Annotated in this window: 22 protein-coding genes; 12 read left to right on the top strand and 10 right to left on the bottom strand. The window is 70.7% G+C overall.

What is annotated here, in order from left to right:
- Positions 1–4: 4 nt before the first annotated feature.
- On the bottom strand, positions 5–838 hold the full coding sequence (locus tag OM076_RS18520; protein ID WP_270041524.1) for a VOC family protein: 834 nt from the start codon (positions 836–838) through the stop codon (positions 5–7).
- Between the two features lie 56 nt (positions 839–894).
- Here OM076_RS18520 and OM076_RS18515 point away from each other — a divergent pair, with 56 nt between their 5' ends.
- Complete coding sequence (locus OM076_RS18515) at positions 895–1,731, top strand: helix-turn-helix transcriptional regulator (RefSeq protein ID WP_270041522.1); 837 nt, start codon at positions 895–897, stop codon at positions 1,729–1,731.
- A gap of 19 nt (positions 1,732–1,750) precedes the next feature.
- On the opposite strand, the gene OM076_RS18510 is transcribed toward OM076_RS18515, so the two are convergent.
- Complete coding sequence (locus tag OM076_RS18510; protein WP_270041521.1) at positions 1,751–1,915, bottom strand: hypothetical protein; 165 nt, start codon at positions 1,913–1,915, stop codon at positions 1,751–1,753.
- A gap of 11 nt (positions 1,916–1,926) precedes the next feature.
- Positions 1,927–2,208, bottom strand: coding sequence for a hypothetical protein (locus OM076_RS18505; protein WP_270041520.1), 282 nt, complete (start codon positions 2,206–2,208; stop codon positions 1,927–1,929).
- Positions 2,209–2,345: 137 nt separating this feature from the next.
- Here OM076_RS18505 and OM076_RS18500 point away from each other — a divergent pair, with 137 nt between their 5' ends.
- Genes OM076_RS18500 through OM076_RS18490 form a run of 3 tightly spaced genes read left to right on the top strand, consistent with a single transcriptional unit; the run spans position 2,346 to position 5,571 of the window.
- Complete coding sequence (locus OM076_RS18500; RefSeq protein ID WP_308214348.1) at positions 2,346–4,505, top strand: helix-turn-helix transcriptional regulator; 2,160 nt, start codon at positions 2,346–2,348, stop codon at positions 4,503–4,505.
- 47 nt (positions 4,506–4,552) lie between these two features.
- Complete coding sequence (locus tag OM076_RS18495; protein ID WP_270041519.1) at positions 4,553–4,762, top strand: DUF8691 family protein; 210 nt, start codon at positions 4,553–4,555, stop codon at positions 4,760–4,762.
- Positions 4,759–5,571, top strand: coding sequence for an alpha/beta hydrolase (locus OM076_RS18490; RefSeq protein WP_270041518.1), 813 nt, complete (start codon positions 4,759–4,761; stop codon positions 5,569–5,571). The genes OM076_RS18495 and OM076_RS18490 overlap by 4 nt, the downstream gene beginning before the upstream one ends.
- Here the strand turns inward: OM076_RS18490 and OM076_RS18485 are convergent.
- Entirely contained in the window at positions 5,561–6,496 is a 936-nt protein-coding gene (locus tag OM076_RS18485) for a VOC family protein (protein WP_270041517.1), read from the bottom strand. The two genes, OM076_RS18490 and OM076_RS18485, sit on opposite strands and share 11 nt — an antisense overlap.
- A gap of 109 nt (positions 6,497–6,605) precedes the next feature.
- On the opposite strand from OM076_RS18485, the gene treS reads away from it, so the two are divergent.
- Entirely contained in the window at positions 6,606–8,825 is a 2,220-nt protein-coding gene (gene treS / locus OM076_RS18480; RefSeq protein ID WP_270041516.1) for a maltose alpha-D-glucosyltransferase, read from the top strand.
- Here treS and OM076_RS18475 read toward each other — a convergent pair.
- Positions 8,822–9,013 (bottom strand): hypothetical protein, encoded by a 192-nt coding sequence (locus OM076_RS18475; RefSeq protein WP_270041515.1) that lies wholly within the window; start codon positions 9,011–9,013, stop codon positions 8,822–8,824. The genes treS and OM076_RS18475 overlap by 4 nt on opposite strands.
- A 96-nt stretch (positions 9,014–9,109) precedes the next feature.
- Between OM076_RS18475 and OM076_RS18470 the strand changes: the two genes are divergently transcribed.
- The 4 genes from OM076_RS18470 to OM076_RS18455 all read left to right on the top strand — a co-directional run bounded on the left by OM076_RS18470 (position 9,110) and on the right by OM076_RS18455 (position 13,134).
- On the top strand, positions 9,110–10,270 hold the full coding sequence (locus tag OM076_RS18470) for an inorganic phosphate transporter (protein ID WP_270041514.1): 1,161 nt from the start codon (positions 9,110–9,112) through the stop codon (positions 10,268–10,270).
- Positions 10,267–10,503, top strand: coding sequence for a hypothetical protein (locus OM076_RS18465; RefSeq protein ID WP_270041513.1), 237 nt, complete (start codon positions 10,267–10,269; stop codon positions 10,501–10,503). Before OM076_RS18470 ends, OM076_RS18465 begins: the two co-directional genes overlap by 4 nt.
- A 70-nt stretch (positions 10,504–10,573) precedes the next feature.
- A complete protein-coding gene (locus tag OM076_RS18460; protein ID WP_270041512.1) occupies positions 10,574–11,647 on the top strand; it encodes a hypothetical protein in 1,074 nt (357 codons plus the stop codon).
- Positions 11,644–13,134 (top strand): phytoene desaturase family protein, encoded by a 1,491-nt coding sequence (locus tag OM076_RS18455; RefSeq protein WP_270041511.1) that lies wholly within the window; start codon positions 11,644–11,646, stop codon positions 13,132–13,134. The genes OM076_RS18460 and OM076_RS18455 overlap by 4 nt, the downstream gene beginning before the upstream one ends.
- Here OM076_RS18455 and OM076_RS18450 read toward each other — a convergent pair.
- Positions 13,131–13,775, bottom strand: a complete 645-nt coding sequence (locus tag OM076_RS18450) for a response regulator (protein ID WP_270041510.1) — start codon at positions 13,773–13,775, stop codon at positions 13,131–13,133. The genes OM076_RS18455 and OM076_RS18450 overlap by 4 nt on opposite strands.
- Positions 13,776–13,800: 25 nt before the next feature.
- Between OM076_RS18450 and OM076_RS18445 the strand changes: the two genes are divergently transcribed.
- Positions 13,801–15,285 carry a GAF domain-containing sensor histidine kinase gene (locus OM076_RS18445; RefSeq protein WP_270041509.1) on the top strand — a complete coding sequence of 495 codons (1,485 nt, stop codon included), beginning with the start codon at positions 13,801–13,803 and terminating at the stop codon, positions 15,283–15,285.
- Here the strand turns inward: OM076_RS18445 and OM076_RS18440 are convergent.
- Entirely contained in the window at positions 15,282–16,133 is an 852-nt protein-coding gene (locus tag OM076_RS18440; RefSeq protein ID WP_270041508.1) for a universal stress protein, read from the bottom strand. The two genes, OM076_RS18445 and OM076_RS18440, sit on opposite strands and share 4 nt — an antisense overlap.
- 129 nt (positions 16,134–16,262) lie before the next feature.
- Here OM076_RS18440 and OM076_RS18435 point away from each other — a divergent pair, with 129 nt between their 5' ends.
- Both OM076_RS18435 and OM076_RS18430 read left to right on the top strand, forming a co-directional pair.
- Entirely contained in the window at positions 16,263–17,330 is a 1,068-nt protein-coding gene (locus tag OM076_RS18435) for an FAD-dependent oxidoreductase (RefSeq protein ID WP_270041507.1), read from the top strand.
- Positions 17,331–17,356: 26 nt separating this feature from the next.
- On the top strand, positions 17,357–17,935 hold the full coding sequence (locus OM076_RS18430; protein ID WP_270041506.1) for an IolE/MocC family protein: 579 nt from the start codon (positions 17,357–17,359) through the stop codon (positions 17,933–17,935).
- On the opposite strand, the gene OM076_RS46170 is transcribed toward OM076_RS18430, so the two are convergent.
- The 3 genes from OM076_RS46170 to OM076_RS18415 form a co-directional block, all read right to left on the bottom strand.
- Complete coding sequence (locus tag OM076_RS46170; protein WP_270041505.1) at positions 17,865–18,794, bottom strand: DUF559 domain-containing protein; 930 nt, start codon at positions 18,792–18,794, stop codon at positions 17,865–17,867. The genes OM076_RS18430 and OM076_RS46170 overlap by 71 nt on opposite strands.
- A gap of 79 nt (positions 18,795–18,873) precedes the next feature.
- The gene (locus tag OM076_RS18420) at positions 18,874–21,060 is read right to left on the bottom strand and encodes a 3-hydroxyacyl-CoA dehydrogenase NAD-binding domain-containing protein (RefSeq protein WP_270041504.1); all 2,187 of its coding nucleotides are present in this window, start codon (positions 21,058–21,060) and stop codon (positions 18,874–18,876) included.
- Complete coding sequence (locus OM076_RS18415) at positions 21,060–22,277, bottom strand: acetyl-CoA C-acetyltransferase (RefSeq protein ID WP_270041503.1); 1,218 nt, start codon at positions 22,275–22,277, stop codon at positions 21,060–21,062. The genes OM076_RS18420 and OM076_RS18415 overlap by 1 nt, the downstream gene beginning before the upstream one ends.
- Positions 22,278–22,283 lie beyond the last annotated feature (6 nt).

Here is a 22,283-nt window from a genome sequence, read left to right as displayed (position 1 = left end):
GAGGCTACGCCACGAACGCCACCGCCGTGCCCCAGGGGTCGCGGGCGATGAAGCCGCCGGGGAAGTCCTCGGCGCCGGTCACGCGGGCGCGGACCTCATCCGTGTCCGGGACGACGACGGTCCAGTGGCGCAGGCCGACGGTGTGCTCCGGCGCGGGGCCGACGCCCTGGCCGCGCCAGATGTTGAAGCCGAGGTGATGGTGGTAGCCGCCGGCGCTGACGAACGCGGCGCTGCCGAGGTTGGCCTGCACCTCGAAGCCGAGCACGTCGCGGTAGAAGGCGAGGCCCTGCTCGATGTCACCGACGTGCAGGTGCAGGTGGCCCATGCGCAGACCGGGGCGGACCTGCGGGGAGAAGTCCTCGCCGGCGACGGTGGCGAGCAGCGCGTTGAAGTCCAGCGCCGCGGGACCGCCCGCGTAGCCGAGATCGGCGGGCCAGGCGGTCTTGGCGCGATCGGCGGCCAGCTCGATGCCGTTGCCGTCCGGGTCGGCGAGGTAGATCGCCTCGTGGGTGCGGTGGTCGGAGGCGCCCTCGATCGGGGTCTTGGTCACCGAGAGGCGGATCGCGGCGCGGGCCAGCTCCTCGCGCGTGGGGTACAGCAGCGCGTAGTGGTACAGGCCGGCGTGGCGCCCGGCGGGGCGGGCGAGCGGGTCCTCGACCAGCTCGAGGACGGTGAACTCACCGTCGCCGAGAGTGGCGGTGGTCGCATCGTGGGTGTGCACGCGCAGGCCGAGGGCGGTCTGGTACCAGGCGACGGAGCGGTCGAGGTTCGAGACGGTGAGGGAGACGGCGCCCAGCGTGAGCGTCGCCGGGAGCACTGGAGTCGCGGTCGAGGTCATGACCCTTAGGATCGCCCGCGGCACCCCGCTTTCCCATGGCAAAGCCTCGCGAACATATGGACATCGCCGTCGACCGGCTCCCGCAGGAGCTGCAGGTCGTGCTCCTCGACGACGCGTCGTTCGGAAGCGAAGCCCCGCAGGGCGCTCGCGAGCCGCACCGGCACGACTACCACGAGCTGATCTGGGCGCGCCGCGGCGACGGCGAGCACTCGATCGACGGCGAGCGCTTCGCGGTCGTGCCCGGCACCGTGACACTGATCGGCCGCGGGCAGATCCACGTCTTCGAGCGCGCGCGGCGGCTCTCGGGCGCGGTCGTGCGCTTCGGGCCCGAGATGCAGCACGAGGGGCCGGGCTGGCTCGTGGGCGGGCGCGGCTCGCGCACCGTGCCGGTCCCGCCGTCGGAGGTCCCGGCGCTGGAGTCGACGATCGCGATGCTGGCGGCGGAGACGGCGCGTCCCCGCGACGCGCACGGGCTCGACGTGCAGCGCCACCTGCTCTCCGTGCTGCTGTTGTGGGTGGAGCGCTGGTACGACGCGACCCGGACCGAGCGCCGTGACCCGGACGACACCGACGTCCAGCTCTACCGCCGCTTCGACGGCGTGCTCGAACGCGACTTCGCCCGCCACCACGATGCCGCCTGGTACGCCGAGGCGCTCGCCGTCCCGGCCGCGCAGCTGTCGCGCTCGCTGTCACAGGTGACGGGGCGCACGACCAAGCAGCTGATCACCGATCGCGTGATGCTCGAAGCCGCTCGGCTCCTGCGCTTCACCGACCTCAACGTGGGGGAGATCGCCTTCCGCGCAGGCTTCGAGGACCAGCTCTACTTCAGCCGGGCGTTCAAGCGCCACTACGGCGAAGCCCCGACGTCCTACCGAGAGCAATACCTCGGATAGGTCTGCGACAACGGCGGTGTCAACTCTTCCCGATCGACGACGTGAGGAATATCCAGGCCGCGCAGATCGCGCTGCCTCCAATGCTCACGAAGAACAGTTCGGTCGTGTGGTCCTGGTTGTGCGGCGCGTATGCGGCGATCACGATGCATCCGATCACCGCGACGGCCTGCAAGATGTGCTTCAAGTACTCCCTCATCAGGGCATCAGCGCGCCGCTGATCGTGAACGCGAGCCCGACTGCCGCGCCGAGAGCAGCTGCACCGGAGGAGAGCACGGCGAGCGTATCGAAGCGAACGTTGGGCAATGATGTGGCCCCGCGCTGCGCTCGCCATAGGAACCACAGGAGTCGTGGCAGCCAAACGCAGGCGAGTGCCAGTGTCGTCGTCAGCAGCGCCGATGTCCCGGCGAACCCGAGGTCAATCTCTTTCGGAAGCCAACGGAACGTCGTCGTCTCGCCGACCGCAGCGTAGAGACTCATGATGGGAGGATTCGAGGTGCATCTGTCGCTTCCTCCAACTATTGTCGATCACTGAGTGATGCCGGAGTGAATTTCAACATGATCACCACCAATGGCCACGCGCCAGCTCCGGCGCCCGCCGTGATTTAGGAGCCACCATCCTCCTCGTCACCAAGCTCCACCCGCCGTTCGTCTCGGCGCGGACCGTCGCGCGTGAACGGCTCTTCGAGCGCCTGCGCGACGGCCAGGGCCGGCGCCTGACGCTGGTCGCCTGCCCCGCCGGCTTCGGCAAGTCGACCCTGCTGGCCGCCTGGCGCGAGACCGAGTTGCAGCGGCGGCCCGTCGCGTGGGTGACGCTGGACGAGGGTGACAACGACCCGGCCGTGCTGTGGGCGCACGTGAGCGCCGCGCTCGGGTTCGACCCGCCGGCGACCAGCGCGCCGCTGAGAGAAGTCGTCCTGCCGCGGCTGATCAACGCCCTGGCCGAGCGGGACGAGGTAGCGCTGGTGCTCGACGACTTCCACCGCCTCTCGAGCGCGAGCACGCGCGAAACCGTCGCGTGGTTCGTCACCCGCCTGCCCGCGAACGTCCAACTCGTCCTCTCGACCCGCACCGATCCCGCGCTGCCACTGGCGACGCTGCGGGTCCGCGGCGAGTTGCTCGAGCTGCGGGCGGACGAGCTGCGCTTCACGACCGAGGAGGCCGACGAGTTCCTCAACCAGCGCCTCGGCCTGCAACTGCAGCCCGACGACGTCGAGCTGCTCGTCACCCGCACCGAGGGCTGGCCCGCCGGCATCTACCTGGCTGCGCTGTCGCTCGCCGGCACCGACGACAAGCACGGGCTGGTGACCGCCTTCGACGGCACCAGCGCGCACGTCGTCGACTTCCTCGCGGGCGAGGTGCTCGCCGCCCACCCGCCCGAGCTGCAGCGCTTCATGCTCCACACGTCCGTGCTGGAGCGGCTGTGCGCGCCGCTGTGCGACGCCGTGACCGGGTCGCCGGGCTCCGCCCAGGCGCTGGACTCGCTCGCGCGCACCAACCTCTTCCTGCTGCCGCTCGACGATCGCCACCGCTGGTTTCGCTTCCACCACCTGTTCGCCCAGATCCTGCGGGTCGAGCTCGCCAAGCGCGAGCCACACCTAGGCCCCGACCTGCATCGCCGCGCGCACGAATGGCATCGCGAGTTCGGCACCACCGACGAGGCGATCCATCACGCGGTCGAGGGCAAGGCGTTCGGAGAAGCCGCACGGCTGATCGCCGGGACATGGGTGCACTACGCCAACGCCGGTCGCATCGAGTCGGTCAACGACTGGCTGGCGCACGTGCCCGACGAAGGCGATCAACGCCTGCTGCTGGCCAAGGCGTGGGTGTCGGCGCTGCGAGGCCGCGAGCCGGACATGCGCGCCGCCGCCACCAAGGCTCGCGCGCTCGGGAACCTCGCGGACGGCCCGCTGCCTGACGGGTTCATCTCGGTCGAGTCCAGCTTGAGCGTGCTGGAGGCGACCTTCGGCTGGGGAGACGTGTCGGCCATCCTCGCCCACGGCGCCCGCTCGGAGCAGCTCGAGCCGCCGGACTCGCCGTGGCGCCCCGTGATCACGTGGGCGCTCGGCTGGGCGCACTACTGCAACGGCGATCTCGACGAGGCCGAACGCTGGCTGGGAGAGACGACGCGGATCGCCCCGCCGGTCGAGCAGTGGATCGTGGGCGTCGCGGCGATCGCCGACCTGTCGCTGATCGCGGGGATGCGCGGGCGGCGCGCCGAGCAGTTGCGCCTCGCGCTGGAGGCGGTCGAGGTCGCGCGCACGGTCGGGCTGCTCGACGCGGTCGAGGACGGCGAGGTGCACACGGCCTACGGCGTCGCCCTGGCCGCGCACGGGCGAGCGGGCGAGGCGCTGCCCTCACTCGAGAAGGGCGTCTTCCTCCGGCGCCTGTGGGCGCAGAAGCTCGACCTCGTCGACGGCTTGATGGCGCTGGCGTCGACGGTCGCCGAGCTCGGTGACCGCGAACGGGCCACCGCGCTGTTTGACGAAGCGCAGGAGATCGCCGCGCAGTGCGCCGACGCGGGCGTGCTCCCCGTCCGCCTGGCGGCGGCCCGCAAGGCCGCGCGCCTGGACCGCGCGACGCCGAACCACGACGAGCTCAGCGAGCGCGAGCTGACCGTCCTGCGCCATCTGCGCGGCGGCCTCAGTGAACGCGAGATCGCGGCCGAGCTCTACCTGTCCTTCAACACCGTGCACAGCCACGTCAAGTCGATCTATCGCAAGCTGGGCGTCTCCTCGCGGGCCGCAGCGGTCGAGCGCGCCCGCGATTTCACCTAGGTAGGTGATGACAATTCACCTAGGCGCGTATGAGAGTTCGCGCCGCGATGACGACCACCTACGAGTTCGTGCTCCGCGGTGAGATCGGCGATCACTTCGGGGTGCTGTTCGAGGGCATGCGGTTGGAGCGGGTCCAGGGCACCACCGTGCTCACCGGGCCGGTGCGGGATCAGTCGCACCTGCACGGCCTGATCGAGCGCTTCCAGGAGGTCGGCATCGAGCTGGTGTCCGTGAACCCCGTGAAAGGAACCACATGACCAAGCCAGACACGATCGTCCTCGTCCACGGCTTCTGGGTGACGCCCCGCAGCTGGGAGGACTGGATCAGCCACTACGAGGCCAAGGGCTTCAAGGTCATCGCGCCCGCCTACCCGGGCTTCGAGGTCGAGGTCGACGCGCTCAACGCGGACCCGGCGCCGATCGAGGCCGTGACCGTGCCGCAGATCATCGAGAAGCTCGAGGGGATCCTCTCCGAGCTGGACGCGCCGCCGATCATCATGGGCCACTCGGCGGGCGGCGTGTTCACGCAGGTGCTGCTCGACCACGGCTTCGGCGCCGCCGGCGTCGCCATCAACAGCGCGCCCACCGAGGGCGTCAAGCGCGTCCCGCTCTCGCAGATCCGCGCGACGTTCCCGGTCCTGAAGAACCCGGCGAACCGCCATCGCGCGGTCGGCTTCACGCACGACCAGTGGCACTACGCGTTCACCAACGGCTTCAGCGAGGAAGAGTCGCGCGCGCTCTACGAGCGCTACCACATCCCCGCGTCCGGGGCGATCTTCTGGGGCAGCGCGCTGGCCAACATCCATCCGGGCCCTGACGACAACCACGTCAACTACGACAACCCGGATCGCGCGCCGCTGCTGTTCATCTCCGGTCGCGAGGACCACCTGATGCCGCCGTCGCTGCAGCACTCCAACGCCAAGCACTACAAGCCCGAGAACCTCGTCACCGAGGTCAAGGAGTTCGACGGCCCGCACCTCCTCCCGGCCTGGCCGGGCTGGGAAGAGGTCGCGGACTACGCGCTGGACTGGGCGCTCGAGCACGCCCGGGAGCCGGTTACGAGCTGACGGGGAGCCAATCCGCGCGCGGGTCGGGGAGCGGCGTCAGCCGTGCCTCGATCTGCTCGCGCCGGTCCTCGAGGAACGGCGGCAGGATGATCTTGGTGCCGAGCTCCTCCAGCTCGAGCCCGTCGACCAGGAAGCCGGGCTCCTCGGTCGCCAGCTCGTACAGGACCCCGCCCGGCTCGCGGAAGTAGAGCGAGTGGAAGTAGTGGCGGTCGACGTAGCCGGAGTTCGGGATCTTCGCCGCGTCGATGCGCTCGATCCACTCCATCAGGTCCGCGTCGTAGGTGCCCCACGCGATGTGGTGCACGGTGCCGGCGCTCTGGCGGCCGCGCTCGGCGGGCGCCTGATCGAACGCGATCCAGCCGCCGCGCTTGTCGCCGCGCAGCTCGAAGCGCTCGTCCTCGTCCTTGGTCGCGCCCATCAGGCCCAGCAGCAGCGCCTCGGACCCGGCCGGGTCGTGCGAGTACGCGCGCACGCCTTCGAAGCCGCGGATCGCCAGCTCGGCGGGGATCTCGGGGTGCGTCGCGACCAGCGGCGCGTCACCGGAGGTGTCCACGACCAGCTCGTGGTCGAGCTTCTCGGGATCGGAGAACCGCAAGGAGCCGTCGACGAGATCGAACGGGACGCCTTCGTCCTCGAAGCGCTGCGCCCAGAAGACGAGCGCCTCGCGCGAGCCGACGCGGTGGACGATCCGGTGGACCATGCCGGCGCCGGGACGACCGGGAATCGCGCCCGGGTACTCGAAGAAGGTGAGGTCGGCGCCGGGGGTGGCCGCCTCGTCGCCGTAGAAGAGGTGGTAGACGCCAGGATCGTCCTGGTTGACGGACTTGGCGGTCAGCCGCAGACCGAGGACGCGCGTGTAGAAGTCGACGTTGCGGCGGGCGTCGCCGGTGATCGCGCTGATGTGGTGGATGCCTTCGAACTTCATCGCATGTGTCCTCTCAAAGATTGCAACGTCAACTATAGCTCGATGAAGTTGCTTACGCAACCATCTTCGGGGTGTGCCGGGACGCCCCACCGGGAACCTCAATTGGATCGTGACCAAGAGCCTCGATCGATCCCTCACGCGCGAAAACGACCCGGACGGGCGACACGCTCCCGAGATCACCTACGACGAGCAGTTCTATCCCGCGCGGCCGAAGCGCTTCCGCCCGTCCGCCCGGCGGTCGCTGCGGCGCCGGCTCGCCGACCGGCGCAGCGACGGGGACGCGGTCGCCGACAACCGCGAGTACGTCGAGTGGCTGGTCGAGGCATCGATGCTCGCCGACGCCAACCGGCTCGCCTCGCAGCTCTCCGGCCAGGGCAGCATGTGGCAGAACCCGTACGCGCACCCGGATCCCCGCGCCGCGCTGGAACGCGCGAGCGTCTGGTTCACCGCGTACCCGCTGTCGTTCGTTACCCGCGTGGGCGAGACGTTCCTCTCCGCGCTGTCTGACCCCGCGCTGTGGCAGGCGTTCCGCGCGATCGGGATCGACGGGGTGCACACGGGGCCGGTCAAGCAGGCGGGTGGGCTCAACGGCCGCCGCCTGACGCCGTCGATCGACGGGCACTTCGACCGCATCAGCATGGAGGTCGATCCCGCCTTCGGCACCGAGGACGACTTCCGCCGCCTGTGCGCGACCGCCTCCGAGTTCGACGGCACCGTGATCGACGACATCGTGCCCGGCCACACCGGGAAGGGCGCCGACTTCCGGTTGGCGGAGATGGCCTACGGCGACTACCCGGGCATCTACCACATGGTCTCGATCCGCCCCGACGACTGGCACCTGCTGCCGGACGTCAAGGACGGCCGCGACTCGGCGAACCTCGACGGTTCCACCGAGGCCCGGCTCGAGCGCGCCGGCTACATCATCGGCCAGCTCCAGCGGGTGATCTTCTACGAGCCGGGGGTCAAGGAGACCAACTGGAGCGTGACCCGCCCGGTGATGGGCGTCGACGGCGTCGAACGGCGTTGGGTCTACCTGCACTACTTCAAGGAGGGCCAGCCGTCGATCAACTGGCTGGACCCGTCCTTCGCCGGGATGCGGCTGGTGATCGGCGACGCGCTCCACGCGCTGGCCGACCTCGGCAGCGGCGGCCTGCGCCTGGACGCCAACGGCTTCCTCGGTGTCGAGAAGACCGCCGAGGACGCGCCCGCCTGGTCGGAGGGCCACCCGCTGAGCGAGGCCGCCAACCACCTGATCGCGAGCATGATCCGCAAGATGGGCGGGTTCTCCTTCCAGGAGCTCAACCTCGCGATGGACGACATCAAGGCGATGGGCGAGACCGGCGCCGACCTGTCGTATGACTTCGTCACCCGCCCCGGCTACCACCACGCGCTCGTCACCGGCGACACCGAGTTCCTGCGGCTGACGATGAACCTCGCGCGCGAGATGGGCATCGACCCCGCCTCGCTCGTGCACGCGATGCAGAACCACGACGAGCTGACCCACGAGCTCGTGCACTTCTCGACCCGCCACCGCGACGACCCCTTCACCTACCGCGGCGAGACGTTGACGGGCTGTGAACTCGGCGAACGCGTGCGCGCCGATCTCAATAACAACCTCACCGGTCCGGGCAAGGCCTACAACCGGCGGTTCACCCAGAACGGCATCGCGTGCACGACCTCGACGGTCATCTGCGCGACCCTCGGCATCGAGGACCTCTCGGAGATCGCTGAGGCCGAGCGCGACCGGATCCGCGACGTCCACCTGCTGCTGGCGATGTTCAACGCGCTGCAGCCGGGGGTCTTCGCGCTGTCGGGCTGGGACCTGTCCGGAATGCTGACCGTCGATGCCGCCGACGTCGCCGACCTGATCGCCGAGGGCGACACGCGCTGGATCAACCGTGGCGCGCACGACCTGCGCGGCGTCGACGAGCCCGCGCGCGAGGGCCGGATGCCGCCGGCGCGCAGCCTCTACGGCACGCTGCCCGACCAGCTGGCCGACCCGGACTCCTTCGCGTCGCGCCTGCGCCGGATCATCGACGTCCGCCGCGAGTACGAGATCGCGACCGCGGTGCAGGTCGACATCCCGGACGTGTCGCATCGCAGCGAGCTGGTGATGGTGCACCGGCTCGCCGACGACGCGTTGCAGATCACGGTCCTGAACTTCTCAGGCGAGCAGGTCTCCGGCAGCGTGCGTTCCGAGCAGCTGCCGGCGGGTGCGACCGTGATCGACATGTTCACGGGCGAGGAGGTCGCCACGGTGGACGACCTGCACAGTTTCCCCGCGGTGCTCGAGGGCTACCAGGGGACGTCGTTGCTGGTGCGGCGCTAGTCGCCGCCGCCGGTGGGCGGCGCGGAAGGCTTGATGAGCGTGTCGAGGCTCGTCACCGGGGGGCGGGGCCCACCGTTGAGTGCCTCGAGCGCGGCCTTGATCTTGGCGGCCTCTTCGACCGCCGGCGCGAGCTCCGCGAGGCGTTCCTGTAGGCGGGCACGGCTTTGGGTGATGGCGTCGTCTGCCATGGGTCGCAACCGTACTCGCGACCAATGAGAAAGGTTGTTGCCAAGATGTGAACGTCGTCGCCCGGGTAGCGCTTTTGGGCCATAGGGTCGTCAGCTGTGACTGGGGACATCATCGTCGTTCTCGTGGTCGCCGTCGCTCTCGTGTTCGATTTCACGAACGGCTTCCATGACACCGCCAACGCGATGGCGACGACCATCGCGACGGGCGCGCTGAAGCCGAAGGTGGCTGTCGGCGTCGCGGCTGTACTGAATTTCGCCGGTGCGTTCATCTCGATCACGGTCGCCGCGACCGTGGCCAAGGGAATCGTCGACGCGGGCGTCATCACGGACACGGCGATCTTCGCCGGGCTCATCGGCGCGATCGTCTGGAACCTCGTGACCTGGTGGTTCGGCGTCCCCTCATCGAGTTCGCACGCGCTGATCGGCGGCATGATCGGCGCCGCCGTCGCTTCAGTGGGCTTCTCGGCAGTCGAGGGCGACGGTGTGCTCTCCAAGGTCATCGTGCCGGCGCTGATCGCTCCGGTGCTGGCCGGCGTCGTCGCGCTCGGCGCGACGGTGATCGTCTATCGCATGATCAAGCGCTACACCGCCGAGCGCGCGGAGCGCGGCTTCCGCTGGGCGCAGGTCGCATCCTCGTCGATGGTCGCACTCGCGCACGGCACCAACGACGCGCAGAAGACGATGGGCGTCATCTCGCTCGCGCTGATCGCCAACGGCAACCTCTCGGGCGGCGACGATTTCACCGTCCCGACGTGGGTCGTCGTCTCGTGTGGAACGGCCATCGCACTGGGCACCTACACGGGCGGCTGGCGGATCATCAAGACGCTCGGCACCAAGGTCACCGAGGTGCGCCCCCCGCAGGGCTTCTCCTCGGAGGAGGTCGCCGCGACGGTGATCCTCGCTTCTTCGCACTTCGGCTATCCGCTGTCCACCACGCACGTGGTCTCGGGCGCCGTCACCGGCTCCGGCGTCGGCCGCCCGGGCGCGTCGGTCGACTGGAGCGTCGCGAGGCGGATCGTCACGGGCTGGGTGCTGACGCTTCCCGCGGCGGGCCTGACCGCCGCGGTCGCCTTCTGGGTCACCGACATCTTCGGTGAGGACAGCGCGATCGGCCCGATCGTGGTCACGATCGCTCTCGCCATCGCCTGCTTCTACCTGTGGCGTGCGAACAATGCCTCCAAGGTCGAACCCGACGACATCGTCCAGACGCCGCGCTTCGAGCAGCCGGCGCACGAACTCGAACCGGTGGGCGCATGACCGTTATCGCCGACAGCATCATCGACTGGGGCGCGCTGCTCCAGGTGATCTACATCTCGGCCATCGCCGGGATCGCCATCGCCGCCGTCCTGGGCACGGGCATCGTGGCCTCGCTGCGCGCGCAGGACTCTGACGGCGCTACCGCACTCGCCCTGAATGGTGTGATGGTGGTCTCCGTGATCCTGGTCGGGATCGCGATCGTCACCGGGATCTACTTCCTCACTGACAAGTAGGTAGTTCTCCGCACCCGATCTGCGGGGGCGCACGGCTTGTATGCCCCGATGGTGAGACGATCATCGGGGCATGAGCGCTACGACTGAGACCACGAGCCAACCGGGCCCGTTCGGCTTCGCCAGGATGGCCGGTTCCTCGATCGCCGGCCACGACGCCGCACCCTGGGTCACCGACTTCCTCAACGCCGCGTACTACCGGCGTCCCGTCGAGGAGCGCGACGTCGACGACCTCCGCTTCGCCTTCGGCGTCCTCACCACGCACTGGTACCGGTCGCACCCGTCGCGCCGGCTGCGCCTCACCGATCTCGCCGCGTTCCACCGCGCGTTCGGCTCTGAGCGCTTCAGCACGGACGAGTCCGCGCGCGGCGTGCTGAGCCGCGAGGCGCTCGAGCGCGGCGCTGCGGCGCTGATCGGCGACTGGTTCCCGGCCGCCTACGCCGACGACGCGCGCCGCGCGTGGGGGATGGCGTTCCCGACGGTCGAGGAGCGCGAGGCGTACGACCCGTCGTTCCGCCTGGAGCTGGCCAAGCTGGGTGAGCTGACCGCCGAGAGCGCGCCGCTGGATGAGCAGGTGTGGCACACGTACCCGCCGGTCGAGATGCCGGACGCGGGTGCCGTGATCGCCGCCTTGACGCGCCCCGAGACCTGGCCGGACTACGCGAGCGAGATCGGGCGCTTCACGCCGCTGCGGCCCGGCGGGCTGGCGGGGCAGACGTTCGAGATCGAGGTCGCCGCCAACACGCGCACCGCGCTGCCGGTGTTCACGCGCGGGTACGTGACGATCACCACGCTGGTCACGCCTGACGATCCGGCTGCTCTGGGGGCGTGGTTCGAGGCACTCGAGGACGGCATGGCGCGCTACGGCAGGGACGAGCCCCGCGTGCTGCCCGAAGGCGCCGAGCCGCTCGTCGGCTTCGACCTCACCACCCACCGCGGGCACTTCATGGGCTCCGGCCACAACCGCCTGACGCTGTACACCCACGAAGGCCGGACGTGGGTCAAAGCGGCCGGGACGTGGGATCCGATGCCATGGCATCTCGACAAGGCGTACCGCACGGCGGGCGAGGCGGCGCAGCACGCGTTTTGGGGCGACGACGCCGAGCTCAGCATGCTGCGGCAGTTCGCGCTGACCCTCGCCAGATGAGAGACGCGGTCGTCATCGGCGCCGGCCCGAACGGCCTGGCCGCCGCGATCCGGCTCGCCGAGGCCGGCCGCTCGGTCCTGGTGCTCGAGGCCGCGGACGCGCCCGGCGGCGCCGTGCGTACGCAGGAGCTGACGCTGCCGGGCTTTCGCCACGACACGTTCTCGTCGGTGTATCCGGCGTCGGCGGCGTCGCCGGTCTTCGCGCGGATGCCGCTCGCGGCGCACGGCCTGGAGTGGGTGCACCCGGCGGCGCCGTACGCGCACCCGCTCCCCGATGGCGAGGCGAAGCTGCTCTACCGCGGGCTGGACGAGACGGCGGCGTCCCTGGGCGGGCGCGACGGGGAGAACTGGGTCGCGTTCGTTCGCCCGTTCCTGGACAACTTCGAGGCCGTGCGGGCGACGATGCTCTCCGGCTTCCCGCCGGTCGGTGGGCCGGTCAAGCTGCTGGCCGGCGCGGGGCCGCTGCGGCTGCTGGACTTCACGCGCATGCTGCCGGGCTCCGCCGTCGGGCTCGGCAAGCGGCTGTTCGCGGACGGCGGGTCCCAGGCGTGGCTGTACGGCGCGGCGATGCACGGTGACACGCCGCCCGACGGCGCGGGCTCTGGCATCGCCGCCTTCTACCTCAACCTGCTCGGTCACGCGGTCGGGTGGCCGTCGCCGCGCGGCGGCGCGGAGCGGCTGACCGACGCGCTGGTGGCGTATTTTCGGAGCCTCGGCGGCGAGGTGCGCTGCGGCGTGCGGGTCACGCGGGTGCTCAGCGCAGGCGGGCGCGTCACGGGCGTGGCGAGCGACGACGAGCGCTTCCCCGCCCGGACGGTCGTCGCCGATCTGATGCCACGCGCGCTGATGGCGATGACCGACTTCCCCGGCTGGTACCGGACGGCCTTGAAGACGTTTGTGCCGGGGGCGGCGACGGTCAAGGTCGACTGGGCGCTGGACGGGCCGATCCCGTGGACCAATGATTTGGTCGGTGGGGCGGGGACGGTGCACGTGGCGGGTGGGCGAGAGGAGTTCATGCGCTCGGTGGCGCAGGCCCACGACGGCCTCGCGGACCTCCCGTTCCTCTTGCTGGGGCAGCAATCGGTCGCGGATCCGTCGCGCGCGCCCGAGGGCAAGCACACCGCCTGGGCCTACACCCACGGGCCGCAGGCCGGCGTCGACTGGGCCGCGTCGACGCCGCTGGTGGCCGAGCGGATGGAGGAGCAGGTCGAGCGCTTCGCTCCCGGCTTCCGCGACCGCATCCTCGCCCGCCACGTGCTCGGGCCGGCGGACCTGCAGGCGCGCAATCCGAACCTCGTGGGCGGCGACGTCGGCGGCGGCTCCTATCGGCTGCGCCAGGTCGTCTTCCGCCCGCTCCCGAAGCTCTCGCCGTACTCGACGCCGCTGAAGGGCCTATTCATCGGCAGCGCCGCGACCTTCCCGGGCGGGGCGGTGCACGGCGTGCCGGGCGACGCCGCCGCGCGGGCCGCGTTGAAGCAGTCGCGTTAGACGTCGACGAGGCCGTGCTCGAGCGCGTAGCGCACGAGCTCGGCGCGGGTGGTGCGGCGCAGCTTCTGCTGGATGTGGGCGCGGTGGGTCTCGACCGTGCGCGTCGAGAGGAAGAGCTGGTCGCCGATCTCGACGTTGGTGTGGCCGAGCGCGATCAGCCGCAGGACCTCGACCTCACGCGCAGTCAGGTCGTCGGGCGGGCCGGCCGGTGGGGCGAGCGCGAGCTTCGCGCCCAGGCGCGGGTTGAGGTAGGTCTCGCCGGCGGCGGCGAGCTTGATCGCGCCCAGCAGCTCCTCGTCGGCCGCCTCCTTGAGGACGAAGCCGAGCGCGCCCGCCTGCAGCGCCTGGCGCGCGAAGGCCGGGTCGTCCTGCATCGTCAGCACGACCACGGCGGCCACGGTCTTCAGCCGCGGGATCGCGTCCAGACTCGAGCCGCCCGGCATGTTGAGGTCCAGGACGAGGACCGTGGGGCGGTGCGCGCGGGTGAGCCGCTCGGCGTCCGGGACCGTTCCGGCCTCGGCGATCACCTGGAGGCCGTCCTCGTTGTCGATCAGCATGCGCAGGCCCTGGCGGACCACCGTGTGATCGTCGGCGATGACGACGGTGGTCTGGGAACGGTCGGCGCGCTCAGCGGTGGACATCGCGTGCAACGGTAGCCTCCCGGCGGTGGACGAGGTCCGGCTCCAGCGATTGCTCGACGTCGGGCGCTCCCTGGTCGGCGTGCTCGATCCCGAGATTGTGCTCCAGCGGCTGCTCGAGGTCGCTCGCGAGCTGACGGGCGCGCGGTACGCGGCGATCGGCGTGCTCGATGCATCGCGCGAAGGGTTGGAGCGGTTCCTCACCGCGGGCATCTCCGACGCGGTGGGGAGAGCGATCGGCGACCCGCCGCGGGGGCGAGGCGTGCTCGGCGTGCTGATCAAGGACCCCCGCCCGCTGCGGCTGGCGGACGTCGCCGCGCACGCGGAGTCCTACGGCTTCCCGTCCTCGCACCCGCCGATGCGCTCGTTCCTCGGCGTCCCGATCGTGATCGAGGGCCGCGCGTGGGGGAACCTCTATCTGACCGAGAAGGCGGGTGGGGCGGAGTTCTCGGCTTCGGACGAGGAGGCCGCGGTGGTCTTGGCCGACTGGGCCGCGATCGCGATCAACAACGCGCGGCTCTACCGCGACGTCCGCGAGCAACGCGACGAGCTCGAACGGACGATCCGCGGCCTGGAGGCGACGACGGAGATCAGCCGGGCGCTGGGCGGGGAGACCGACCTGGCGCGGGTGCTCGAGCTGGTCGTCAAGCGCTCCCGGGCGCTGCTGGACGCGCGCGCGGCGGAGATCGTGCTCGCCGACGGCGAGGTGGGCGCCGTCGCGGGGGAGGCCGTGAGCGGGGAGCCTGCGCTGACGGTTCCCGTGACGTTCCGCAACCGGCCTTTGGGTTCGCTGCGGGTCTACGGCGGCCCGTTCGGCGAGGAGGACGACCGGTTGCTGCGGGCGTTCGCGGCCAGCGCGGCCACCGCGATGGCGACCGCCCAGCACGCGGGCGAGCAGGCGCTGCGGCAGTCGCTGGAGGCGTCCGAGGCCGAGCGCTCGCGGTGGGGGCGTGAGCTGCACGACGAGACCCTGCAGCAGCTCGCGGGTCTGCGGATGCTGCTCGCGGGTGCGCGCCGCAGCGGGGATCGCTCGCGCATCGACCGCGCGCTGGAGACGGCGCTGGAGCAGCTCACCACGGGGATCGGCGACCTGCGCTCGCTGATCGCCGACCTGCGTCCCGCGGCGCTGGACGAGCTCGGGCTCGCCCCAGCGCTGGAGACGCTGGTCGGGCGCTCGTCGTCGTCGGATGTCGAGGTCGACCTCGACGTGTCGCTTGACGGGCGGCCGCCGGCCGAGATCGAGTCGACCGTCTACCGCGTCGTCCAGGAAGCGCTCACGAACGTGCTCAAGCACGCGGCCGCGTCGCGCGTCGCGGTGGTCGTGCGCGACGCGGGGGCATCGATCGAGGTCGTCGTACGCGACGACGGTGCGGGCTTCGATCCCCACCGGCGGTCGACGGGCTTCGGGCTGGTCGGGATGCGCGAGCGGCTCGCGCTGGTGCGCGGCACGCTCGACATCCAGACCGCGCCGGGCGGAGGCACGACCCTGCGCGCCGTGATCCCGCATGGCTAGGCGGCGGCCTGCTCGGCCGCGGCGCGGGCCGCGCCGCGTGGGACGACGATCACCGGGCAGTGCGCGCCCCGGGTCACCCGCCCGCTGACGCCGCCGACGAGCACGGCGCGCAGCGGCCCGTAGCCGCGTGAGCCGGTGACCAGCAGGTCGAGCTGCTCCGTGCGCTTGATCAATTCCTCGACGGGGTCGCCGGTGCGCAGGACGGTCTCGGCCTCGACGGTGAGCGTGCTCGAGGCTTCGTCGAGCTGCTCGCGCAGGCGCTGCTGGGTCTCTTCGCGCAGGGTGTCGAGCTCGTACCCCACGCCGCCCGCGATCGCCGGGCCCGCGTACCAGTCCAGGCCGGCGACGCCGACCAGCTCGAGCTGCGCGCCGAAGGAGAGGGCCAGGCCGGCGGCGGCCTCGAGCGCGGCGCGTGCCTCGTCGGAGCCGTCGTAGGCGACGCCGATCCTCGTCACGCGGCGCTCGGTGTAGCCGCGCGGGACGACGGCGACCGCGCACCGCGTGCCGTGGAGCAGCTTCTCGCCTGTGCTGCCGGGCAGGACGCGACCGAGCCTTCCGGTGTGGGCGGAGCCGACGACGATGAGGTCGGCGTCGGTCGCCTCGGCGAGGTCGTGCAGCGCGCGGGCGGGTGAGGTCTCGGCGATTGCGCGCGTCTCGACGTTGCTCAGGCCTTGGGTGGCTTCGTGGAGCGTGTCGAGCGCCGTGTCGCGCAGGATGGCGTAGCCGGGTGCCCCGCCGACGGGGAACGAGGTCGCGGCGATCAGGTGGGCGTGGTCGAACTGGCGGGCGAAGGCGATGACGTCAAACGAACGGTCTGTGGCATCGACGCCGATGACGATGGTGTTCATGCCGCCACCGTACGTCCGGGCGTGCGGGCGTTCATCGGGGTTTGCGGCGCCGTGTCTGCGGGTTTCCCGCAGTCGCGAACGGTGCTCGCCACGGACGTCTGACGGCCGTCGCGGGGCTAGCTTGGAGGTATGCCGACCAACGTCCTGATCGCCGGCGGCGGACCCGCCGGACTCGAAGCCGCGCTCTCCCTGCACCGCCTCGCCGGTGAACGGGTCGCCGTCACCGTCCTCGCTCCCGAGGCCGAGTTCACCTATCGCCCGCTGAGCGTCCTGACGCCGTTCGCGGCTGGTGGCGAGGTCACCTATCCGTTCGACCGGATCGCGTCCGACGCCGGGTTCGCCCACGTCCGCGACCGGCTCGCGAGCGTCGACATGGCGGCGCGCGAGGTGCACACCGTCACCGGCGAGCGGCTGGGGTACGACGTCCTCCTGATCGCCTCGGGCGCGCGTCCCGTCGTGCCGTTCACCGGTGCTGTCGCGTTCACCGGCTCGCTGACCGACCAGGAGCGCCTCCACGGCATCGTCCAGGACGTCGAGGGCGGGTACCTGCGGTCGCTCGCGTTCGTCGTCCCGGCGGGGGCGACCTGGCCGCTCCCGCTCTACGAGCTGGCGCTGATGCTGGCCGCCCGCTCGTTCGAGATGGGCATGACGGTCGATCTGCACCTCGTCACGCCCGAGAACGAGCCCCTGGAGCTGTTCGGCGCCCAGACCACCCGCGTCGTCAACGACCTGCTCGCGCGTGGCGGGATCAAAGTCCACACCGGCCTGGAGTGGACGCCCGCGATGCTCGACGTGCAGCGCGTCATCACGCTGCCGCGGCTCGAGGGGCCGGCGATCGCCGGGCTGCCGAACGACGAGCACGGCTTCCTCGTCGCGGACGAGTTCGGGCGCGTCGCTCCCGGCGTCTACGCGGCCGGCGATGTCACGGCGGGTGCGATCAAGCAGGGTGGCATCGCCTGCCAGCAGGCCGACGCCGCGGCCTCGCACATCGCCGCGCTGGCGGGCGCGGACGTCGAGCCCAAGCCGTTCAAGCCCGAGCTCCGCGGCCTGCTCCTGACCGAGCACTGGGCCCGCTACCTCAAGCCGGGCGCCGGGCCCTCGACCCTCGCCACCCCCGGCCTGCGCTGGCCGCCGAACAAGATCGACGGCCGCGAGCTCTCGCACTACCTCAAGAGCCTCGAGCCCGCGCGCGTGTAGTCAACGCCGTTTGACACTTTTCTCGTGTGACGCTCATTCCTGCCACGATGGGCGCTTCGCCAATCGGCTACAAGCCCGTCGAGCACGCCGGCTTCGGGACGCTGACCGCCGCGCAGTTCAAGGCGGCGCTCGACCAGAACGGCCTGCGCGCCACCTCCGGACACCAGGGGATTCCGCAGCCGTGGGACGAGGCGGCGTGGCGCAAGCACGTCGCCGACGCGGTCACGATCGGCCAGCGCAACATCGTCAACCCCGCGAGCCCGATCACCTACTTCCAGCCCGACGGCAACCTCGCGAACATCAAGGGCCTGACGACCGCCGCCGCCTGGCACGCCTACGCGGCCGACCTCAACAAAGCGGGTGCGATCGCTCGCCAGTCCGGCCTGAAGTTCGGCTTCCACATCGACTTCGCCCGCATCTTCAAGGCCGCCGGCAACCCCCGGCAGCACGAGTACATCATCGAGCGCGACGACGCCGGCGCCACGGCGCTAACCACGGCAAAGGTCGGCTACGACTTCCTCAGCGCGATCCGCTCTAGCTCGTCCAGGCGGAGCTCACGCGGGCGAGCACGTCCGCGGAGCTCCGTTCGAGCTCGGAGTCGGTGAACCGCAGGAGCGTGTAGTTCGCGTCCAGCAGGGCCTGATCGAGTCGCGCGTCCCGGCGACGCGCCGTCGGCCGCTCGTGGCCGCCACCGTCGATCTCGACGGCGAGGCGCCGGTCGGGCCAGTGAAAGTCGACTTCGAAGCCCGCCAGTTCCATGTTCACCAGCGGTTCCGGCATCTCGGTCGGTAGAAGGGCGAGGAACGCGTCCTCGTGCGGACTCCTGGTCCCGGCGCTGCCGCTCAGGTAGAGCTCGATCGCCCGCTCGAGCACACGAAGGTTGCGGCGACCGTTGGCCCGCGTCATCGCGCGGCGGGTGGCGGCGAGGTCGAAGCGCTTCCAGTACGCCGCCTCCTTGATCAGGAACGCCAGCTGGTGTGGCGTGAGGCTGTCGGTGAGGTCGACGAGCGTGCGTGCGATGGTCGTGACCGGGATGCCGCGGCAGGTCGTCACGTCCCGCGGGTCGAGCCGGCGACAGGTGTGGATGATGACGCCAGGGATTGGCCGGTGCCGGCGGGGGACGAGGATCTCCGGCACGTGGGATCGAAAGCGCCGCTGGTCAAGGATCAACGTCGTCGCGGACACGTGGCCCAGGGTCGCTCCCTCGCCACCCGCGAAGACGGCCGCGAGCCACCGCCCGTCCCGCGAGAGCCCGGCGTGGCCGTACGCATAGACGCCCGGATGGACGAGATGGAGCGCGCCGCGTGCGCGCCGCCGGCTCACCGCACTGCCGTTCAGGCCCGCGGCGCGCAGATTCGGCACGCTCAGCACCCCGTGTTGGCGGGCCGCGAGCGCCGCGAGGCGGGCCTCGGCCGCTAGGGGTGCGTAACCAGAGGTTCCTGCTGGGAAGCTGTAGTTACGCACCCCCGGATTGTCGGCCGGGCCCGTGTCACGGATCTACACCGAGATGTCACAAAGGTGTGACAAATGGCGCACGACTTCGCTACGCGGTGGCGAGGACCTCGGCGTCGAGGTAGAGCTCGCCGGACTCGGCGCGCGCGACGAGGGACTCGGGCGGCGTGAAGCGCTCGCCGTACGTCTCCGCGAGTTCGCGGGCACGGGCGACGAAGCCGGAGAGGCCGCCTTCGTAGCCGTTGATGTACTGCAGGACGCCGCCCGACCAGCCCGGGAAGCCGATGCCCATGATCGAGCCGATGTTGGCGTCGGCGACGGACTCGATGACACCCTCGTCTAGGCACTTGACGGACTCGATGGCCTCGATGAACATCATCCGCTCTTCGAGGTCCTTCAGCACGATCGATGACGGGTCGGAGACCGGCGGGAACGCCGAGCGCAGGCCCGGCCACAGCCGCGTCCGCTTGCCGTCGGCGTACTCGTAGAAGCCCGCGCCCTCGAGCTTGCCCGGTCGCTCGAACTCGTCGAGCATGCGGTCGATGACACCCTCGGCCGGGTGCGCCACCCACGTGCCGCCGTCGGCCTCCACAGCGGCCTTGGATGCGGCGCGGATCCGGCGCATCAGCTTCATGTTCAGCTCGTCGGAGAGCTGGAGCACGGGGGCGGGGTAGCCGGCCTGGGAGGAGGCCTGCTCGATCGACGGGGCAGGGATGCCCTCGGCGAGCATCGCCATGCCCTCGTTGATGAAGGTGCCGATGACGCGTGAGGTGAAGAAGCCGCGCGAGTCGTTGACGACGATCGGGGTCTTGCCGATCTGCTTCGCCAGGTCCAGCGCGCGGTAGACCGCGGCGTCGCCGGTCTTCTCGCCCTTGATGATCTCCAGCAGCGGCATCTTGTCGACGGGCGAGAAGAAGTGCAGGCCGATGAAGTCCGCGGGGCGCGAGACGTTCTCGGCCAGCGAGGTGATCGGCAGGGTGGAGGTGTTGGAGCCCAGCAGCGCGTCGTCGGCGAGGTGCGGCTCGATCTCGGCCATGACCTGCGCCTTGACCGCCGGGTCCTCGAAGACGGCCTCGATCACCAGGTCGGCACCCGCGGCGGCCGAAGCGTCAGTCGTCGCGGTGATCAAACCGAGCAGGGCGTCGCCCTTCTCCTGCGTGGTCTTGCCGCGCTCGACGCCCTTCGCGACGAGCTTCACGCTGTAGTCGCGACCGCGGTCGGCGGCGGCCTGGTCGACGTCCTTCAAGACGACTTCGATGCCCGCCTTCGCGCACACGTACGCGATCGCGGCGCCCATCATGCCGGCGCCGAGCACGACGACCTTCTTCACCGAGGTCGGCTCCAGATCGTCCGGACGGCCACGCTTGCCGCCCACGGCCTGGAGGTCGAAGAAGAACGCCTGGATCATGTTCTTCGCGACCTGGCCGGTCACGAGGTCGACGAAGTAGCGCCCCTCGATCTCGATCGCGTTGTCGAAGTCGACCTGCGCGCCCTCGACCGCCGCGGCCATGATGTGGTGCGGGGCGGGGTAGTTCGCGCCCTTGATCGTCTTGCGCAGGTTCGCGGGGAAGGCCGGGAGGTTGGCCGCAAAGGAGGGATTCGACGGCGTGCCGCCGGGGATCTTGTAGCCCTTGACGTCCCACGGCTGGACGGCCTCGGGATTCGCCGCGATCCACTTCTTCGCGGCCGGGACGAGATCGTCCACCGAAGGCACGACCTCGTTGATCAGGCCGAGCTCCAGCGCCTTGGCCGGGCGCAGGCGCTGGCCCTGGAGCAGCAGCTGCAGCAGCGCGTTGGCGATGCCGAACATGCGGACCGAGCGCGTCACCCCGCCACAACCCGGCAGCAGGCCGAGCTGGACCTCCGGGAAGCCGAGTACGACCTTGGAGTCGTCGACCGCGACGCGGTAGTGCGCGGCGAGCGCGATCTCCAGGCCGCCGCCCAGTGCGGCGCCGTTGATCGCGGCGACGACCGGCTTGCCGAGCTTCTCGAGCCGCCGCAGGTGGGACTTCAGCTCGCGCACCATCTGCGCGACCTCCGCCGAGTCACCGGGGCGCGCCTTCTTCAGATCGTTGAGGTCGCCGCCGGCGAAGAACGTCTTCTTGGCGGAGGTGATGACGACGCCGGTGATGTCGTCCTTCTCGGCCTCGAGGCGGTCGATCGTCGCAGCCATCGAGGCCTTGTAGGCCTCGTTCATCGTGTTGGCCGACTGGCTCGGGTCGTCGAGGATCAGGTTGACGACGCCGTCGGCGTCCTTCTCGTAGCGGATCGTGCTCATCAGATGCGCTCCACCACGGTCGCGATGCCCATGCCGCCGCCGATGCACAGCGTGGCCAGGCCGTAGCGCTTCTCGGTGCGCTCGAGCTCGTCGAGCAGCGTGCCCAGGATCATGCCGCCGGTCGCGCCGAGCGGGTGCCCCATGGCGATCGCGCCGCCGTTGACGTTGACCTTGTCGAGGTCGACCTCCATGTCCTTCGCGAAGCGCAGGACGACGGCGGCGAACGCCTCGTTCATCTCGATCAGGTCGATGTCGTCGATCGTCAGGCCGGCCTTCTTGAGCGCCTTGCGCGTGGCGGGCGCGGGGCCGGTGAGCATGATCGTCGGGTCGGCGCCCGAGACCGCGGTGGCGACGATGCGCGCGCGCGGCGTCAGGCCGAGCTCCTTGCCGATCTGCTCGTTGCCGATCGCCAGCAGCGCCGCGCCGTCGACGATGCCCGACGAGTTGCCCGGCGTGTGGACGTGGTCGATCGCCTCGATCCAGTGGTACTTCTGCAGGGCGACGGCGTCGAAGCCGCCGTGCTCGCCCATCATCGCGAACGACGGCTTCAGCGTCGCCAGCGTCTCGACGGTCGTGCCGGGGCGGATGAACTCGTCGTGGTCGAGGACGACGTTCTCGTTGAGGTCGAACACCGGGACGACGCTGTTCTTGAAGTACCCGGCGGCCTGCGCGGCGGCGGCGCGCTCCTGCGAGCGGACGGCGTAGGCGTCGACGTCGTCGCGGGAGAAGCCCTCGACGGTCGCGATCAGGTCGGCACCGACGCCCTGGGGGACGAAGGACGTGTCGTAATTGGTCTCCGGGTCCATCGCCCAGGCGCCGCCGTCGGAGCCCATCGGGACCCGCGACATCGACTCCACGCCGCCGGCGAGGACGAGGTCCTCCCAGCCGGAAGCGACCTTCTGGGCGGCGACGTTGACCGCCTCCAGGCCTGAAGCGCAGAAGCGATTGAGCTGGACACCGGCCACGGTGTTCGGCAGCCCGGCCTTGATGGCGGCCGTCTTGGCGATGTCGGCGCCCTGGTCGCCGATCGGCGTGACGCAGCCGAGGACGACGTCGTCGATCCGGTTCGGATCAAGCCCGCCGTGGCGCGAGAGCAGCTCGTGCGTCAGGCCCACCACCAGGTCGACGGGCTTGGTCGCGTGCAGCGACCCGTTGCTCTTGCCCTTGCCCCGTGGGGTGCGGAGCGCGTCGAATACGAGTGCTTCTGTCGCTGCCATTTCGTC

It is taken from the genome of Solirubrobacter ginsenosidimutans (genome assembly GCF_027587205.1).
The sequence above is the reverse complement of the archived record's forward strand: the minus strand, read 5'-3'. Positions and strand labels throughout refer to the sequence as shown.